The sequence below is a fragment of the Levilactobacillus brevis ATCC 14869 = DSM 20054 genome, assembly GCF_001433855.1.
GTDB lineage: Bacteria > Bacillota > Bacilli > Lactobacillales > Lactobacillaceae > Levilactobacillus > Levilactobacillus brevis.
The window spans coordinates 117,418-134,929 of sequence record NZ_AZCP01000003.1 but is presented as its reverse complement, the minus strand read 5'-3'; the positions used below and the strand labels follow the sequence as shown (position 1 = coordinate 134,929).

Annotated in this window: 14 protein-coding genes; 4 read left to right on the top strand and 10 right to left on the bottom strand. The window is 44.0% G+C overall.

Features of this window, described 5'->3' with window-relative positions:
- Nucleotides 1-6 precede the first annotated feature (6 nt).
- The 3 genes from FC61_RS06435 to cls form a co-directional block, all read right to left on the bottom strand.
- Complete coding sequence (locus FC61_RS06435; RefSeq protein WP_021742955.1) at nt 7-1,482, bottom strand: MFS transporter; 1,476 nt, start codon at nt 1,480-1,482, stop codon at nt 7-9.
- A gap of 241 nt (nt 1,483-1,723) precedes the next feature.
- Nucleotides 1,724-2,629 carry an AraC family transcriptional regulator gene (locus FC61_RS06430; RefSeq protein WP_035465154.1) on the bottom strand — a complete coding sequence of 302 codons (906 nt, stop codon included), beginning with the start codon at nt 2,627-2,629 and terminating at the stop codon, nt 1,724-1,726.
- A 145-nt stretch (nt 2,630-2,774) separates the two neighbouring features.
- On the bottom strand, nt 2,775-4,232 hold the full coding sequence (cls, locus tag FC61_RS06425; protein WP_011668953.1) for a cardiolipin synthase: 1,458 nt from the start codon (nt 4,230-4,232) through the stop codon (nt 2,775-2,777).
- A gap of 115 nt (nt 4,233-4,347) precedes the next feature.
- Between cls and FC61_RS12475 the strand changes: the two genes are divergently transcribed.
- The gene (locus FC61_RS12475) at nt 4,348-4,503 is read left to right on the top strand and encodes a hypothetical protein (RefSeq protein WP_011668954.1); all 156 of its coding nucleotides are present in this window, start codon (nt 4,348-4,350) and stop codon (nt 4,501-4,503) included.
- Nucleotides 4,504-4,568: 65 nt separating this feature from the next.
- Here FC61_RS12475 and FC61_RS06420 read toward each other — a convergent pair whose 3' ends face one another.
- Nucleotides 4,569-5,396 (bottom strand): DNA/RNA non-specific endonuclease, encoded by an 828-nt coding sequence (locus FC61_RS06420; RefSeq protein ID WP_021742958.1) that lies wholly within the window; start codon nt 5,394-5,396, stop codon nt 4,569-4,571.
- Between the two features lie 241 nt (nt 5,397-5,637).
- Between FC61_RS06420 and FC61_RS06415 the strand changes: the two genes are divergently transcribed.
- Entirely contained in the window at nt 5,638-6,177 is a 540-nt protein-coding gene (locus FC61_RS06415) for a hypothetical protein (protein ID WP_011668956.1), read from the top strand.
- Between the two features lie 1,755 nt (nt 6,178-7,932).
- On the opposite strand, the gene FC61_RS06400 is transcribed toward FC61_RS06415, so the two are convergent.
- A complete protein-coding gene (locus FC61_RS06400) occupies nt 7,933-9,930 on the bottom strand; it encodes a MucBP domain-containing protein (protein ID WP_021741355.1) in 1,998 nt (665 codons plus the stop codon).
- A gap of 235 nt (nt 9,931-10,165) precedes the next feature.
- Nucleotides 10,166-11,350, bottom strand: a complete 1,185-nt coding sequence (locus FC61_RS06395; protein WP_035464334.1) for a MucBP domain-containing protein — start codon at nt 11,348-11,350, stop codon at nt 10,166-10,168.
- 195 nt (nt 11,351-11,545) lie between these two features.
- Between FC61_RS06395 and FC61_RS06390 the strand changes: the two genes are divergently transcribed.
- A complete protein-coding gene (locus tag FC61_RS06390; RefSeq protein WP_052256126.1) occupies nt 11,546-11,851 on the top strand; it encodes a hypothetical protein in 306 nt (101 codons plus the stop codon).
- 548 nt (nt 11,852-12,399) lie between these two features.
- Here FC61_RS06390 and FC61_RS06385 read toward each other — a convergent pair.
- The 4 genes from FC61_RS06385 to lepB all read right to left on the bottom strand — a co-directional run bounded on the left by FC61_RS06385 (nt 12,400) and on the right by lepB (nt 15,999).
- Nucleotides 12,400-13,044 (bottom strand): HAD family hydrolase, encoded by a 645-nt coding sequence (locus FC61_RS06385; protein WP_021741360.1) that lies wholly within the window; start codon nt 13,042-13,044, stop codon nt 12,400-12,402.
- A gap of 212 nt (nt 13,045-13,256) precedes the next feature.
- Nucleotides 13,257-14,588 carry a C1 family peptidase gene (locus FC61_RS06380; RefSeq protein WP_021741361.1) on the bottom strand — a complete coding sequence of 444 codons (1,332 nt, stop codon included), beginning with the start codon at nt 14,586-14,588 and terminating at the stop codon, nt 13,257-13,259.
- A gap of 202 nt (nt 14,589-14,790) precedes the next feature.
- Nucleotides 14,791-15,255 carry a MarR family winged helix-turn-helix transcriptional regulator gene (locus tag FC61_RS06375; protein ID WP_021741362.1) on the bottom strand — a complete coding sequence of 155 codons (465 nt, stop codon included), beginning with the start codon at nt 15,253-15,255 and terminating at the stop codon, nt 14,791-14,793.
- Between the two features lie 156 nt (nt 15,256-15,411).
- Nucleotides 15,412-15,999 (bottom strand): signal peptidase I, encoded by a 588-nt coding sequence (lepB, locus tag FC61_RS06370; RefSeq protein ID WP_011668963.1) that lies wholly within the window; start codon nt 15,997-15,999, stop codon nt 15,412-15,414.
- Between the two features lie 243 nt (nt 16,000-16,242).
- On the opposite strand from lepB, the gene FC61_RS06365 reads away from it, so the two are divergent.
- Nucleotides 16,243-17,499 (top strand): multidrug effflux MFS transporter, encoded by a 1,257-nt coding sequence (locus tag FC61_RS06365; protein ID WP_233995612.1) that lies wholly within the window; start codon nt 16,243-16,245, stop codon nt 17,497-17,499.
- Nucleotides 17,500-17,512: the final 13 nt, after the last annotated feature.

The following is a 17,512-nucleotide window of genomic DNA, read 5'->3' as shown; positions in this document are numbered from 1 at the left end:
TTTCGTTTAAACTTGATTGGCTTTCCGTTCTGCTGTTAATTCTTCATTCATCTGTTTAACATCACTGTCCGTCAAGGTGTAACGACTCATGACCCACATCGCGACAAAGGCCAAAATAATTGGTAGCCAAATCATCGACCACTGGATACCGGCTAAGGCGCCCGCACTTTGGGTCGTCTTGGTACCATCAAACTTGAAGAAGGCGTTGATGTACCCCGGAATAATTCCCCCAAGAGCTAAACCAATCTTGAAGAAAAGACCCATGATGGCATTAATAATACCGGCAACCCGCTTCTTAGAGTGGTATTCACCGTAAGACACAACTTCCGGAACCAGTGACCACATGTAGCCGGTCGCTGCCGTAATCCCCCATTGCATCAGGAACCGACCAATGTAACCTAAGGCAACACTATTCTTAAAGGCTGGGAACGACCAAACCCAAAGAATTAACGTCCCGATAATGAATAACGTCAGGAAGGCGTAGAAGAATTGACGTTTCCCAATCTTCTTCCGTACGATTGGCCATAAGAAGACCAAGAAGATACCCGGAATGGACCCGATTAAGTTGATTGATGCCACCCATTCGGAGTGTCCGATGTTATATTGCATGTAGAAAGGCCAAACGGTATTACCAAAGAACATGAAGGTAAAACCGATCAGGAAGAACAATCCTAGAATTTGTAGGGGTTTGTTTTGTTTAAATTCAACCCACAAGTCTGCATACTTAACCGCAGAGGATTCCTTTTCGGTCGGTAAAACCCGTTCCTTAATCCCAAAGTAAGTGCACATCAACATGATAAAACCAATAATCATGTAGATGGCCATCACCATGAAGTAGGCGCCACCTGATTTTGGTGAAGTGTAGTCCCCCAAATTCATGTGAATACCGAAGAAACCAATATCCTTGGATTGAGGATTGGGCGAAGCTAATTGCACAAACAGTGGCAGGAATGTATAAACCAATAAGTTCCCAATGTTAGCTTCAGTCATCCGAACCGTCGTCAAGGTTGAAATTTCATCGTTGTCCCGTGTCAGTGACGCATTTAAAGCCCCATAAGGGATATTAACAAATGAGTAGATCAACGCCGTTGCCAGGTAGGCAATGAAGGCATACATCACGCTGCCCCGCACCGCTTCAATCGGTAAGAATAATAGGGCTGCCATAATGGTCAGTGGAATCCCACCGTAAATCAGGTAGGGCCGATACTTACCGCGTTTGAACCCGTGCTTATCAACAAAGGCCCCAACCCACGGGTCCCAGAAAACGTTGACCCACCGGACTACCAAGAAGATGGTAGCACCGACTGCGGCAGAAATGCCATAAACCGTGGTTAAATAAAATAAGAGCATGGAACCAACCGTCCCAAAGATCAGGTTTTGAGCCAAATCTCCGGCACCATAACTAATTCGCTCGCGCCAAGACAGCTTAGCAAATTCATCATTTGCGGCTGGTTGGGCAGTAGCCTGTGTATTTGAGGCCATTTGCGAGAACCCCTTTCAGAAGTTAAAGCTTATTAAGTATCAGTACAGTGGCGGTGATAATCCGGCCGAATCATCACCAACAAAATTCGGTTAGCTAACTATACTTCAAATTGTATTCGCTTTCACAATGGCTGACCATCTTCGTTCATGACTGTTTTTAGTTAAATCCTGACCTTCGAGGTAAATAAAAACCCCGGTAAATCAACCTTTACCGGGGTGATTGGTTATTTTCTAACCAGTTTTATTCAAAATAGCCACTTTCCTTAACCGTCCGCACGCGCCGTTTTTGCTTCAATTGCCGTTGATATTTACTAGGTGTGATGCCAGACCACTTCTTAAATTGTTTACTGAAATTCGAGGTGCTACTGGCACCCATCAAATCCGCAATGTCTTCGATAGAGTATTCCGGTGAGCCCAACAGGCGCTTGGCCTTATTGTATTTTTGATTCTCAATATAATGGAGTGGTGTAACCCCATAGACCTTCTTAAACGTGCGATGACCATAGCCGCTACTGACACCGACCTGCCGACAAATATCAGCGAAGGAAAACACCGGTACGTGTTTTTTCTCAATTGCCTGCTTGATTAGCGTCGCAATCATTCGGCCGGTCTTAGCCTCACTTTCTGTATACTTCCGCCCAGTTTCTGGAGTATGGGCCTTCAAGTTCTCGGTTAACGCAAAGAAAAATTCCAATACCGCGATTTCAATTTTGAGATTAGCCTGCTCCCGCGTCAGATGACGATTCGCACTATACGCGACGACCCTCGTGGCAACTTTTACCGCTGCCTGCGCGATTGGCTGATCGGCTGGAACCACAGCGTTGACCATACTACTCAGCATCTCTGACTTTAACTCCAAGCTTTCAATGTTAAAGTGAAAGCAGATGTACGTCATGGCCTCGGTCTCACTAGAATTCTTATTCGTGTGCAGTGTTCCCGGTGAAATAATCATGACATCCCCAGGACCATACGTATATGCCGCCACATTTTTAATCTCAGTTGTTTGGTGTCCGGCCGTCACACACATGAGTTCAAAAGCTTGATGTTTTTGCTCAAAAAACTGCCAACCACCAGGCACGGTTCGCTGGTGTCCCCCGAATAAATACAGACTGGAATCGACAACGGGAATCGGAACAAAGGGCTTCATCATGGGGCCTCCTTACACCTAAAGCATGAAAGCGGTTTAATACTCTACTGTCATTATACCGAATTAGTTGTTGAAAGCAACCAACCCTCATGCACGCTGTACACAAAAAAAGCAGACCACCTTACTAGGTCGTCTGCTAGAAATACTATAGAATAGGGGACAGCAATCTTGACGCCGTTTGTTTAAACTTCAAGTACGCTGACTGTTGTTTGAATTTCTCTGGTGTTATTAATTCACTGTGCCGCATGTCTTCCTCAAAAATTTCTTCGAGTTGTGTAGCTAACTGAGGATCATAGATGAACGCGTTAATTTCGAAGTTCAGTTTGAAGCTCCGATAATCCATGTTCGCCGAGCCTACAGAAGCAATCCGACCATCAACTACCATCGTCTTGGCGTGGATAAAGCCATTGTGGTAGAAGTAAATCTTCACGCCATCATCGGCCAGTTGCCGGGCATAGTATTGCGTTGCCCGATAGACAAAGGCGTGGTCTGGTTTATCCGGTATCATAATGCGGACGTCAATACCAGCCATTGCCGCAATCCGCAGCGAATCTAGCACACTATCATCGGGGATTAGGTACGGTGTTTGAATCCACAGGCGTTTTTCCGCCGTTTGGATAAGCCGCATATACCCCATCTTAATCTGCTGCAAATCGGAGTCGGGACCGCTCGACACAATTTGTAAACTGGTTTCCCCCTTCACCTTAGTGAGTGGGAAGTATTTGTGTTCAATCTGATCGTCCTTAAAGGGGTGATCACGATCTGTGGCGTTCCAGTCCAACATGAAGCGGGCCTGCAAAGCAAAGACACCGGAACCCACGATCCGCAAATGCGTATCGCGCCAATAGCCGAATTTGGCCTTACGCCCCAGGTACTGGTCACCGATATTAAAGCCACCGACATACCCTACTTGACCATCAATCGTGACAATCTTACGGTGATCGCGGAAGTTCAGCCGGAAATCAATCACTGCTGATCGCGTGCCCAGAAAGGCTTCCACGTGACCACCAACCGCAATTAGTGGCTTGAAAAATGACTTCCAGGTTCCCATCGAGCCCCACGGATCATAGATAACACGGACCTCAACGCCCGCCTTGGCCTTCTTGACCAACAAATCCAAGATGTCATTACCAATCTGATCGTTGTAAAAGGTGTAAAATTCAATGTGAATACTGGAATGGGCATTCTCGATATCTTCCATCATTAAATGGAATAAATCGTGACCATCGGTAATCACCCGCACCCGGTTTTTACGGGCCAAGAAAGCATGGTCGGTCTCCATAAACATATTGACCATATTGACCACCGAGTGACTGACTTGATCCGCTGGCATAATCTGATTGCCAATCTCAGCACGCTGTTGGGACAGCCGTTCATCGAGCTGCACCGCGACCTGCCGTTGCAGTCGGAACATTCGCCCTTTTGGTAGCTTTCGCCCAATAAAGGCGTAGGCAATAAAGCCAACCACAGGTAACAAAACCAGTACGAGCATCCAAGCCCACGTCGCAGCAATATCGCGCTTCTCCCGAAAGACCGTCAAGAAGGCCAACGCCGCGTTGACCACCACGATAATTTCGAAGATTAGCATGTAATTTACGTTCACGTGTAACGTCCTCCTCAAATTCTCTGTGGTTTCATGATACGCTAAATCTTACAAATGTCTTTACTTTTTCCTAATTTTCTTAGGAAAATTCCAAAAAATTTTCAGGAGGTTCCTCATGATACATGTTATTTCACCGCTGATCGGTGGCTTACACGGCACCGGATTTTTGCGAGTCTTCCATTGGATTTTCCGTGATAATCCCGCTATCGGCATCATTTTACTAGCCGGTATTATTCTGTATAGTATTTACCGGTATATGAACCGGCGCTAATCCCACATAACAGTAAACACCCCCCGCTACCTGAACGGTAACAGAGGTGTTTTCATATCATGGTTTTAAAAACTGCTAGCTGGATCACCGTATTGGCTGGCCCCAGTACTATAGTTAATCTTCACGCCAGCCTGAATGTTAAAAATGTAAACATTATAAGACACGCCGCTATTTTTCACCGACTGCGCCTGCATATGAACCCCACGTGCGACCAATTCATCGCCCCGAAAGACTGGTTGTACTTGATAACGCACGTAGTCATTGGGATGGTTCTTCAGGTAACTGGCTACTGGGTTCTCATAAGCCGTCATGCCGGGATCATTTAGAGAACGCGTACCCGTCATGAGGTTTTTCAGATTGTTATTCTGCCCAGTCAATTGATAGCCAATCAGGTGACTCCGGTTGTAAAGATAGCCACTTTTACCATTAACTGTGTATTCTTTATTCTTCCAACCAGTCGGATTAACGTAGAGTGGTTCTCGCTTGGCGGTCGGCATAGTGCTCTTACTCAATAATGCATTGGCCGTCGTGACCCGGTTCAAACTATCCAATTCGCCGTAAGTTGCCCAAGCCCCCTTTTTAGTCGACAATTGGGCCGTGGTAAAAGTTGGTTTATTGTGATTAACCGCCACAATCTGCGTTCCCGTGTACTTCTGGTCGGCTAACGCCTTAGTGGCCACCGACTGTTTGGGGGCGCTGGCTGACTGACTAGTTGACTGGTCATGACGCGAACTGTTGCTGCCAACTAAGCTGGTTGCGATCGTCGTAATCTTTCGCGCCGTGGGATTGCCCTGCTGACTAAGACCACCAATCACCCCAATCACAATGACGACAATCGCCGTATAGATGGATACGCGGCCGCCACTGCGGCGACCACGATTTCGTTTACTCATGAAAAAGCTCCTCTCCCATAATTAATCTGCTTATTCATTTTATCAAAGGAACATACGTTTGTCTCTAGTAATTCGTTGGTCATTCCCCTTTTTTCTGAGTTTGTTACCGCAACTTAACACTTTTTTAATTGGGCGGTGACCTCCCTTACCCAGTCGTCATGCTATACTATGGGGGAATAGAAGTAGGCGGTTTGTGTGGTTTCCACATAACTGTTATTATTTTCGATGAGGTGATTGAGATATGAAGAAATCCCGAATTTTTGCCACCGTGCTTAGTTTAGTCGCGGTTATGGCAATCGGCCTAGCTGGCTGCAGTCAAAAAGCTAAGTCGGGGAGCAACCAGCAAGCAAGTTTCGCTAATAAAACCACGAAAAAGTCTGATGTGAAAACGACTTTAACCAGTTCTAAACAACTTTGGTACGTGGCCGGTTCCGTTAACGCCAAAAGTAACTCTGGTCTGGAAGCCTACAGCTTCGATTCCAATGGTAAAGCAACCGTCTACAATGTAGATAAGTACTACAAGTCCCTCAGTGCGGCCAAAAAGGCTGGTGCCTTGAATAAGAGCGGGGTCTTAAACACGACCTTCACCACAAAGGGTGACAACACCGTGATCAAGTTCAAAGGGAAGTTGTCAGATATTCCAATGACGCAGAAATTCACGGTCAAAAAGACCCTGACCGCAACCAACAAGGCTTCTAAGCTCAAGGTTGCTGGTTACCACATTGCCCGCGACGTTGATAATGACGTTACGCAAGCAACGATGGTTAAGGTGACGGATTAGATCCCAGGTTGGGGCAAACTACAATCTAACGATAATATGATTTCAGATAACCACTCTATACCAACAAATTTTGGTGTGGAGTGGTTTTTCATATGCCAAAGTTTCAGATTACCTTAAAGACCTTAACCAAAGTCAATTGTATCCTCGTTCTTAAACAATTCGGAGTAGTATATTACGTAAGCATAAGATAGTTACCGAAAATCAAAGGAGATAATCCTACATGCATCAAAAAAATATTTTTGTAATCCTTGGGTGTTGTGGAATCCCACTTATGCTTTATGCCTTGGTATGTTTAGCTGTCGCTTCTTATACGTTCCTTACAGACGGTCTCGTATCCCTGGGACTCTTTCTTTATGCACTATTAATGAGTTTACCAGTCTTCCTTTATATTCTTACTTTCTTTTATATGTGCCTAGGAAAACTAATATTTAAAACACTTTGGCTTTTTGGTGTTTTAGTGTTAGCCGTTTATATTGATTATTTTTTTATTATCAGGGGAGAGGATTCAACTCCATTCATTATCTATGTTCTAGTCTATATGAGCTCCAGTATGGTTATTTCTTATCTGCTTAAAAGACATGTGGATCGTCAGTAATTCAAACCATTAGTCCAAAACCAATGTACCGAACCGTCCCCGCCTTAATCATTTCTTTGCTACAATATTGGTTTTATTATTTATCTGGATATTCCATAAACCAAATCCTACTGTTAACACTAAGATTGCAGTTTCAGGTAAAAAGAATTTCTTAAAGAAGCTAATACCTTTCTTTTCTATATTATTGACAACCTTTTTAGTGGCATGCGCTAACTTTTATTTTGAGAGCTATTACCCTATACACTATGCTAAAAATACAATCAATAAGAGTTTAAAGACCAAAAATGTAAAATTCATCAGGAAAATAAGTCACGGTTCAGACCGTACTTTCTATTATCTAAACCATAGCAATCGTATTAAAATAACCAGTTTGGACTATACCTTCAGTACTGGCACTGCTTATCTTGGTAGTCTACATGGTATTTCTGCACCGTCTGCGTTAATTCTAATAAACAAACAACACGTTGGAATAACGGGTATAATTATAAAGTATAGCGTCGATCAAATATACGTCAGTGAATGATATTAATTTACAATAGATATAATAAATTTAAATTAGAATCATGAGTATTTAAAGAAAAACCGAAGAAGGTAATGCTACATGCATCAAAAAAATATTTTTGTAATCCTTGGGTGTTGTGGCCTTCCTTTTGTACTTTACGACTTAGTATGCCTAGCGGTTATTTCCTATACATTTCTTACAGATGGTCTTGCGGCTCTGGGACTCTTTCTTTACGCACTATTACTAATTTTGCCCGTCTTTCTTTATGTCCTTATTTTCTTTTATATGAGTATAGGAAAACTGATATTTAAAACACTTTGGCTTTGCGGCGCCTTAATCTTAATTGTTTACATTGACTATTTCATTGTTCGTGGAGATGGGCTCTCAATCCTATTCATTATCTATGTTCTAGTCTATATGAGCACCAGTATGGTTATCTCTTACCTACTAAAAAGCATCATACACAACTAATTTAATAGCACTCAAATATAGAAAACCTATTTCCATCAGCGTACTTGAGCTCTCTAGTTGTACTACATAAAGGAACCACCCTCCTTTCTGCTCAAACAGCCCTCCGAATTATTTGTACAAATAATTCGGAGGGCTGTTTTTCATGATTAATGTTTTATGCCTTTAATAATCATAAATCCGCTGTTAGTTATTTCTTGACTGAACTAACAAACTTATTATTAGCTGTAACATATCCTCCAGAGACTCGATAACGTCGTGTATTTCCTTGACTAAAATCATCTCCATGAGAATAATCCCATCCTAAAACCTTAAAAACATGATGTGATTTTTTATTAAAATGATGATTTTTTCTGGTTAAGTTAACATCGTCATATCGATTAACCGCGGTCTTTGCCCAAATAGTCTGAGGTCCCCTATATGTTCCATCAATAACCAGCTTTTTATTAGCAGTTATATACTTGCCATTTTTCAAGATAAATCTCGTTGTTAAATTGTAGTGAACAATTTTGACTACATTTAATACTTGTCCTTGCTTATAATGCGTCATTTTACCAGTTAAAGACACTCTATCATAAGCATTAGCACCTTTCGGATTAATAATCGTAATTTGCCGGTGTGGTCCTGCATAATAAACTGGAAGTACATATTCATTATTGGCGGTTACAAATCCTCTTTTACCAGCCGTTTTACTATGATGGTTAACATCTCTTACCTTATATCTCAAATGACCATTTCTTGATATTGCATATCCCGTCACAACAAACATCGGGCGATTTATGCGTGCCTTTTTATGGTACCAACGTATGCGAGAACTCTCGGAAAAATTTGGAGTAGAATATAACCCAATCTTCTTTACAGAATAAATAACAGCTCCTTTTTTGACCACTATTTGCTTTTCATATGTGTAGGTAACTTCCTGGATCTCAGATTTAAATTTACCGGTTGTATTTCCAGAATCTTTAACTACGCGGTACCCATCAATTCCTACACTATTGGCGTGATAGTCTTCCCCAACCTTGCCCGATATTACTTTATCTCTCACTAACTTATTTCCGTTTTTGTCTACGAAATGAATAATAACTGTTCCAGAAGTTGTTGGGGGTGTTGGCGGAGTCGGCTGCGAAGCCTTTTTATATACATAAATGACCGTTTGCTCTTGCTTTGTAAACCGTCCAGTATCATTTGCCGGTATTTTGTCATTATCAACAATATATCCCGAAATATCATGAATATGTGATTGGTACTTATCACCGACATTACCGCTCTCAACAATATCTTCATCAATTTTCTTGCCATTTTCATCTTGATACTTAAAAGTTACGTTTCCACCAGAAATAACATCCCGCTTATAAACATAAGTTACCACTTGATCTTGATCTGAAATAATTCCAACTTGATTGCTTGGAAGTTTGTCCTTATCTAAAGTGTACCCGTCAATGTCTGGCATATATTGTTTGGTAGAAGCATCATACGTATCACCATACTTACCAGTTATTGTTTGGCTCTTATAGATGTCATTTCCATCTTCGTCCACATATTTTACCACCACCGGTTTGCTAACATGGAATTGAATATATCCAGCTCCTAGTGAAATATAATTATGCGTTCCCACATCATTTTGGATAACTTCTCCATTTACCTTAAATGGTATCTCAAGTTTTCCAGATTTATCTATATAATCTTCATACCCATTTTTTAGGATAATACCTACCTTAAACACCAGGCGGTCATACTGATTCACCGCTGAGTTCCAAAAACTCCACGTGTAATCGAACCCATCACCCTGATTATTGTTCCGACCATTTCCTCCAACGGTCTGTTTAGCATACGTGCCATCTGACCTTTTTATATACCCATCAAAACCATAATATGCCTTCGGATTCTGATCAAATTTAAAGTAATCAGCAGTGGGTTCGAAGTGAATGTGTACTGACCCATCATGACTTCTCACTATTAAAGGATTTTTGTCCAGAGTGACTTCAACGACTGTATAAACGTGGCCGTCATCTACATAGACCTCTGTTTTAGGACTGACACTAACCTTAACCGAATCATCTTGTGATAAAAAACTACTGTGTACTGGTAATGAACTAGTCACTTTTTTCTCATCCGCATTAGCTGTGGCAACTGAACATATAGTACCTAATATAATAGCCACTACAAATAAAAAGTTTCTAAATTTCATAGCAATTCCCCCTATATCACCATATGATACTACACGGCAATTATTATTACTACCAGCAACTAATGGCTATAGATTATATTATCGGTGTTATTATATAAACAAATTACAAATATCTATTCTCACAATATGTAAAACAAGCCACCCAATCGATCTCTTAAAAGATTGATCAATTTCAATCTAAATAAGACCCACTGAATCTATGTAATACTAATTCAGCAGGTCTCTCTTACTTTATTTATTTTTGCCACCGACGTTCAACCAACCCCAAAACACTCAAAATCAAAATCACATACCCGTACACTGGTAAAGACATGCGCTGTTCGCCCGTCTGCGGTAGTCGGGTAGCCCGCGAATTCGCTGTTGGCGCATTTCCAATGGCGGTAAACCCTTCTGTCGTGCGACTGCCGTCAACCTTTGCCACTTGTCCAGTATCGGCCACTAGTTGCTGCCAAAATCGCGTAAACGTTGTCGTCCGATTAATTCCCAGCCGACTCGCAACTGCATTAGCCGAAGCTCCACGTAATTGCACCGTTTGAACAGTCACTTTCCCACTTTGCCGATCAACGCGTACCACCTTAACTACTCGACCGGCCTTTTCAAAAATAAAATCAGCCGGTTGTGTCTTAAAGTAGCCAAACCGATTTTCCATCGTCCTTACGGTGTTTGCCGCCAAAATCATTCCTTTTCCAGCGTACATGGGATGGCGGATCTGCACCACAACCTCTGATTGACCTACAGAATCTTTAGCTAACGTCATATCAAACGGGCCATCGAAAATTTCAATATATTTTAAACTCCCGTCAGCATATCGAACGGTGACAACATCTAGCCCCTGCTGTGTCTGACTTGTAACGCGGGGGACCTGATACACGAAACGAATTGTGGTAGCGCCTTTACCAAAAACCCCGGTGACTGTTTTGGGTCCTTTCAATTGAAAATCCCGGCTATCTTGAAACTCTGCCGCTGTGGCCGTATAACGCTGGCCTACTCGACCAGTTAATGTGTCACGATCCAAAACACCGCCCGTATCCATCATGTAAATGACCTTCACTGTGGCTGTCTTGGCCGTCTTTGTTTTCGGCTGTTGTGTAGCCACCGAGCGAGCTGTGCTGGTCTTGGTACTCGTAGTGTCAACCGCTGGTGCCGTGGCCGTGCTAGACTCTGATGTATCAGCCGTGTTGGCTATCGAGCTGACCGTATCAACACCAACTGCCGAGTCTCCATTTATCACTGTACTCGTCGCTGATTGGCTCACTTGGGAGCTAGTCACCGCATTAGAGGTACTGCTGACCGATTCGTCCGATTGCGCCGTCTCCGCGTGACCAATCAGCACCGATCCGCCAGCGAAGCTGACCATCACCACTATCGCTAATAGTAAGCGGTGTCCGATGGACCATCGGTTATCAAGCTGTTTTTGCACATTATCTCCTCCTAAAATAGGTAAAACCATTCATATATTTAAAGATATGCTTAACAATATTGAAAAGCAACAATTATCTGCGTCCTATTTGCTAGGGAAGCTAACAAGTTTAGTCCTAATCTGTTTCACGTGAAACAGATGGGCTGACACCGCTACCACTTTGGGTTATGATAGGGCCAAAGGAGTGTGATGATGATGTTTAAACACAAATTAATGGCTAACGACTCGACTGGACAGGCTTTTAAAGCCTCGCGCGAACAATTTGCCACTTTGGTTCAAGAGCACCCATGGTTGATTCCCGCTACCGTGGCCTTAGAAGTTCTACCGGCAACGGCTATGATTCATGGTTACTGGAAACTTCGGCAGTTAAAAAAACAGCTCCAAATTGAGAAGGAACATACGAAGCAACGCCAGCTCGAACGCTTTGCGCCCAATCATCGCCACGATGGCCGGCCTCAATTACTAGCCGATCACCCGCATCACCCCCATTTTAATCACTAAATGACGCCCCTCGTTGATTCGAACGAGGGGTTTTCTTAGCAAATTTTTAGCAAAACGTAACATCATATAGTTCTAATGGAAACTATATATAAAAAATAATAGTTATGAAAATCAGAGCCTCAATCTTCTTAAAACTAACAAAATAATAAGCAAAACAATTAGAAATAAATAATCCAACCCCCATTTTATCCTTTAAATCCCCCATTACTCCATACATTTAGAAAAAACTAATTCTACCTATCATTAGCAAATAAATATTCTTCACAATTTCTTCACAATTACCGGTTAGGATACAAATATACCAATAAAAACCTATTAACCAACCTTTTTTCATTTTATTCAACCGATAAAATGATCGACCGACCCTAACCAAGTTGGTCATTGCCGCCCCTTAACCACGGGCGGCTTTTTCTTTTACATTCTGCCAACAATAACCGTTGGCGGTCACCGCTAAGTTACCTTAATCGATCAAAAAAGCACCTCGTTAGCCAATCTACTAGATTGGCTAACGAGGTGCTTTTTAACTCCAGTTGTCACATTTATCGTTATTAATCCGCTAAATTCACTAGTTCCGCCGGGGTTTGTAGCAAATACGTTGGCGATTCAGCTTTCACTGAGGTCGGATCAGCTGCACCCCACATTGCCGCGGCAGTCGCAATATGGGCATTCTTTCCCATCTGCATGTCATATTTGGCATCACCAATCATAACACTTTCGTTGGCCGCCAAATCAAAGCGCTGTAGCAAATTTAGAATACCATCTGGAGCCGGTTTGTAATGCGCCACCATATCTGAACCACTAATGGCCGTGAATGTTGTTCCCAAGCCCAGTTGCGTCAGATTTCGTTGCAACGGCACCGAGTGCTTGCTGGACACGACAAATAGATTTTCTCCCCGTTGCTTTAATGTCTTCAAAGTCGTTGCCATCCCATCAAACAACGTAATTCCCAGTTGCTCAGCCACTTGGTATTGGGCTCGAAAGACATCATATAAGTCTGCCAAGGTTGCTTCGTCCAAGGGTTCCTGCGCCATCTTGGCAAAGGAAACTTCGATCGGAACCCCCATATAACTCACCACGGCTTCACGACTGGGGATCGCTAAACCTTTCAGCGCATAAGCCTTTTGTGTCGCCGTCACTGCAACATCTCGCGTATCTGCCAAGGTACTATCAAAATCAAATAAAAAGTTACGCATGCCCTCACCTCATTGGATTATCTTACTAGCGTCCTCTTTATTCTACACGGCAACGGCACACCATTTCCAGTCCGATGAGTCTGAAAATGACTTTTGTCTCTGATTGGCCCCAATGTTTCATGTGAAACATTAAAAGCCCAAGACAAAAGTCCCAGGCTCATCTGTATCACTGGACATCTAACGGAGGCTAGTTGTCCGTTCATTTTTTACGTTTATGCCAAGGAATCCCAAGCCGGTAATTCGGTGGGAGTCGTGGCCAGCACCGCCTGTTGATCGGCCGTCAAATACCGCTTGTGCACCACGACTTCGTAAACGAAGTCACTGAACCACTCGTCAGTCATAACAAAGTAGCCTTTGTCCCCGTTCTTTTCACCCCAACTGTTTTCCACCTTCCAGCGAGTGGGATCATTAGCCACTACATCGACACCGGTAAAGGTCATTGCGTGAGAAACTTCCGCTTCACCCAATGCCAAGCGTTGTGCTTTCGTCAGACTCAAATCAATGCCAAATAGATCAGCTGTTTTGTAGAGCTGACTATCTAAAAAGCCTCGTTCCCGGCTCATCTGCTGCAGCACATCGTTGCCAAACCAAACCGTCTCGCCATCTTTCAATTGCGCAATCGCTGCTCGCTTTAGCTCAGCTAATGGCAAATTGAGAAAGGTAATCTGCTGACCACCGACAATGTTTTCTTGACTTTCCAACCGATAACGTTGATTAAATGCCTTATCCGGTGAATTACTGATTACCACGTAGTCATCCAGATCGACATCAAAGTATTTTTCAAAGAAGCCCTGTGGGGTCAATCCAGCATCACGGTGATACTGCTGGTTATCATCCTTATATTCCAAATCAAACGTAGTTGGTGGCTCACCAAAGGAATAAGCCGCCATGCGGTAGACTTCCTTCAAGGCTTGCGCCCGTGTAGCAGCAATTTGTTCCTCACTAGCCTGATCTGCCACTAGGTCTCGTAAGACTAACGCATCCTTACGCAGCTTCAAATTAAAAGTCGCCGCAAACCCAGTTGTATCATTAGTATTGAAGGATTCTGGCATCGCACTCACTGGAACCACCCCGTATTTTTGAACGAGTGACGCGCCCATGGCCCACTGACCACCATCGCCACCAGGATTGTTGAGAATCGCGGCCACTTCACGCGAACCCACCGGTTGGTCAGCCGTGCGTAAAATCCGATCGTAAAAGATATTAGCCCGTTCAACCTTATCCCAGAAAAACAGGTAACTTTGTGAGAGTTCAAAATCTTTCACATGATACTTTGCCGCAAATTGATGCCGAATCGTATTTAACGTTGAAAATAACCAGCATCGTCCTGAATGCTTCTGATTAGACACCTTTCCCGTCGGTAATTCCACCGAGAAGGTCCGGTTTAAACGAACGGCTGCCTGGGGATCTTCGGAAGCTGCTAGTACCCCATTCTTAATCGTCGCACGGGCAATAACATCATGGGCGGGTTGTTGCTGTACGTCGGCCCGCAAATCTGCCGTTTCTGCGGCAGTCAGTTCATGTTGCGTTTTCAATTCTGCCATAAAAGTCCTCTTTCCCAAATTCCCATGTGTTTTCTCATAGAAATCTCATAATAAAAGTTAGATTCATTCTAGCGCTTTAGTCGGGGAAAGGCAACGCGTTTTCACTAAAAACTATTTCTACACCCAGTCGCTACTTTGACGTAGCTAAAAAGACTGAATGAATCCGATCACCCAGTCTTTATTATTAATAACTATTTAATTATTAAGAATTGTTAGTTTTATCACCCGGTGTTTCATTCGCCACTGCTCGCAGCGCCACCTGGCGAATTTGTCCAACCAACGCTTCGTGTTGTTCAGCTGGAATATCCGTTAATAGTCCATCCGCGACCTCTTGCCGCAACTTCACAATTTCCGGATAAAGGGCTTCCCCTTTTTTCGTCAACGACAGCTCGGAGACCCGCTTGTCCGTCTTAGACTGGCGTTTACGTACATAACCTAAATTCACCAGCTGATTCACCGCCCGCGTCACGTTGCTGGGGTTCAAATACGTCAGGCTAATCAGTCGATCCTGTGTCAGTTTAGGTTGCTCATGGATTCGCAAAATATAATAGTACATGCTGGCATTCAACCGATAGGGCTGGAGGCGACGGTCAAGCGCAATCCGCGTATAGCGATTGGCAATCGACAACCATTTTAGAATGTCTGGATCATTGCTACCGGTAACCATAAGCCGCCTCCTTCTCTAAATTTACGTGCGCAAGCATATACTAAATTTCGTGAAAAGTCAAGCAAACTAATAGTGTCGCCCGCACGCCTCGCTTGCTTCCAATCAATACAAAAACGCCGCCGCACATTGTGTGCAGCGACGTCATTTTGACTTGAATTAGTACGCCATATCGTTGATATTCGCCCGTCGCGTCTTTGTGGATGTCCAGAAAGGCACCTTGACGACACCGACCACTTTGTCTTTATCAACAAAGCCCCAGTAACGACTATCATTTGAGACACTCCGGTGATCGCCCAAGACAAAGTACTTTCCCTTAGGCACAACCCCGGTCTTACCGGAACCCCAGCCTTGCGTTTTTTCCAGACTCTTTAATGTCCAGTTACCCGTTCCAGAGGTCCGTTCGCTCTTGCTAATAAAACTCTGATCGATCTTCTTATTGTTCACGTAGATGTAACCATTCTTGCTAGAAACCGTATCTCCTGGCAAACCGATGACCCGCTTGACGTAATTGGTATGGGTCTTGGCCGATGGGTCTTCACCATGCGCATCAAACACAATAACGCTCAAGTGTTTAACCTTCGACATCTTCCAAGCAAAAACCTTTTCGTTGTTTTGCAAGTTAGGCTGCATGGATGGTCCATCAACCCGCACCCGAGTGAAGACGAACGACTTGATGGCAAAGGCAATTGCTAGCCCAATCACAATGGGCACAATCCAACTCATAATTTCCTTAAATGCTTTCATGATGAGACTCCTTATGTTCAAAAATATTCAGATATCACTATCGGACACCCCATCACGTAAAATCACGCAATTGCTAGGGGTCGCTTACAATCTTACCATTTACTGGCTAAAAGTCCCACGGTTTCGCCGAATTTAATTTTATTGTCATCCAAATTTGCTTCGAAACACCACTGCCGCTTGCAAATTCATTTAAATCCGGCAATAATGGAAGAATACGTTTATGCTAGGCCGTCATTTCGTTGCGTGAAATGGCGGTCTAACGGTATTTTAGCCATTATTATTTTATCTATATTGAAAGGGCTGACTGCTTTGAATCCTGTTTTAACTCGGCGCCGGCGCATCTGGCTGACGCTACTTCTGGGAACCGTCAGTGCCACTGGTCCGCTGGCCATTGACTTCTACTTACCGGCCCTCCCACAAATGAAGGCCCAATTCGCCACCACCGCTTCTTTGATGCAATTAAGCATCACCGCTTGTCTCATTGGACTTGCGTTGGGGCAACTCATTGCTGGCCCCTTATCCGACCAATATGGTCGGCGCAAACCGCTAATCATTGGCTTTGTGATTTTCGGTTTGGTCTCGTTAGCGATGGCCTTCATTCATTCGGTCACTTTGCTAATTGCCCTGCGATTTATTCAAGGACTCGCCGGTGCTACCGGGCAGGTGTTGGCCCGCGCGGTCGCCCGTGACCTCTTCTCGGGAAAAAAATTAACCCGCTTTTACGCACTATTGAATACGGTTAACGGGGTTTTCCCCATTATCGCGCCCATCATCGGTGGGTTTATGATCCAATACGTTGATTGGGAAGCCATCTTCATCTTGTTGGCACTAATCGGTTTACTGATTGCCCTCGCCGTGACGTTTGGCCTCCATGAGTCTTTACCTCCAGAAAAACGCCAAACTGGCGGCTTTCATACATCTCTGTTGGCGATGGGTAAATTGGTCGTACAACCCAGCTTTTGGCCGTTAATCCTGGCGACTGGTTTGGTATACGGCGGCCTATTCAGCTACATTTCCGCTTCAACCTTCGTCTTTCAAACCGGCTTTGGCATGGCCCCGCAAACCTTTAGCCTGTTGTACGCCTTTAACGGGCTGGGCATCGTCGTTGGGAGCAACTTACCCGGACGCCTTGCCGGTCGCTTCAGCAATCGCCAGCAAGTCATCAGCATGCTCGCAATTGCCGCCGGTGTCAGTGCACTTTTGATTATCTCGCTCCTATTTCCCGCCAACGTGTGGGTGGTCAGTGGCTTAATCTTATTACTGGTGATTTTGATTGGCGCACTGTTGACACTGACCGTCACCATCATCATGGATCAAGCCACCAGCAATGCCGGCGGCGCCTCCGCGGTCATTGGATTGTCACAAAATGCTTGTGGCGGCTTAGCCTCCCCGCTGGTCGGCTTATCGGGCAAATCATACGCCGCGATGGCCATCATGCTCTTCGTCTGCAACGTTGGTGCCTATGGATTAGTGAAGGCCCAAGGGCGAAAGGCTCAGTAGGAACCTGACAAAT

Coding starts and splice junctions, on each gene's coding strand:
- FC61_RS06375 (WP_021741362.1), bottom strand. CDS start 15,255: ATGGTTACCGGTAGCAATGATCCAGACATTCTAAAATGGTTGTCGATT.
- FC61_RS06390 (WP_052256126.1), top strand. CDS start 11,546: ATGTTTAAACACAAATTAATGGCTAACGACTCGACTGGACAGGCTTTT.
- FC61_RS06435 (WP_021742955.1), bottom strand. CDS start 1,482: ATGGCCTCAAATACACAGGCTACTGCCCAACCAGCCGCAAATGATGAA.
- FC61_RS12475 (WP_011668954.1), top strand. CDS start 4,348: ATGATACATGTTATTTCACCGCTGATCGGTGGCTTACACGGCACCGGA.
- lepB (WP_011668963.1), bottom strand. CDS start 15,999: ATGAAAGCATTTAAGGAAATTATGAGTTGGATTGTGCCCATTGTGATT.
- FC61_RS06380 (WP_021741361.1), bottom strand. CDS start 14,588: ATGGCAGAATTGAAAACGCAACATGAACTGACTGCCGCAGAAACGGCA.
- FC61_RS06415 (WP_011668956.1), top strand. CDS start 5,638: ATGAAGAAATCCCGAATTTTTGCCACCGTGCTTAGTTTAGTCGCGGTT.
- FC61_RS06400 (WP_021741355.1), bottom strand. CDS start 9,930: ATGAAATTTAGAAACTTTTTATTTGTAGTGGCTATTATATTAGGTACT.
- FC61_RS06385 (WP_021741360.1), bottom strand. CDS start 13,044: ATGCGTAACTTTTTATTTGATTTTGATAGTACCTTGGCAGATACGCGA.
- FC61_RS06420 (WP_021742958.1), bottom strand. CDS start 5,396: ATGAGTAAACGAAATCGTGGTCGCCGCAGTGGCGGCCGCGTATCCATC.
- FC61_RS06430 (WP_035465154.1), bottom strand. CDS start 2,629: ATGAAGCCCTTTGTTCCGATTCCCGTTGTCGATTCCAGTCTGTATTTA.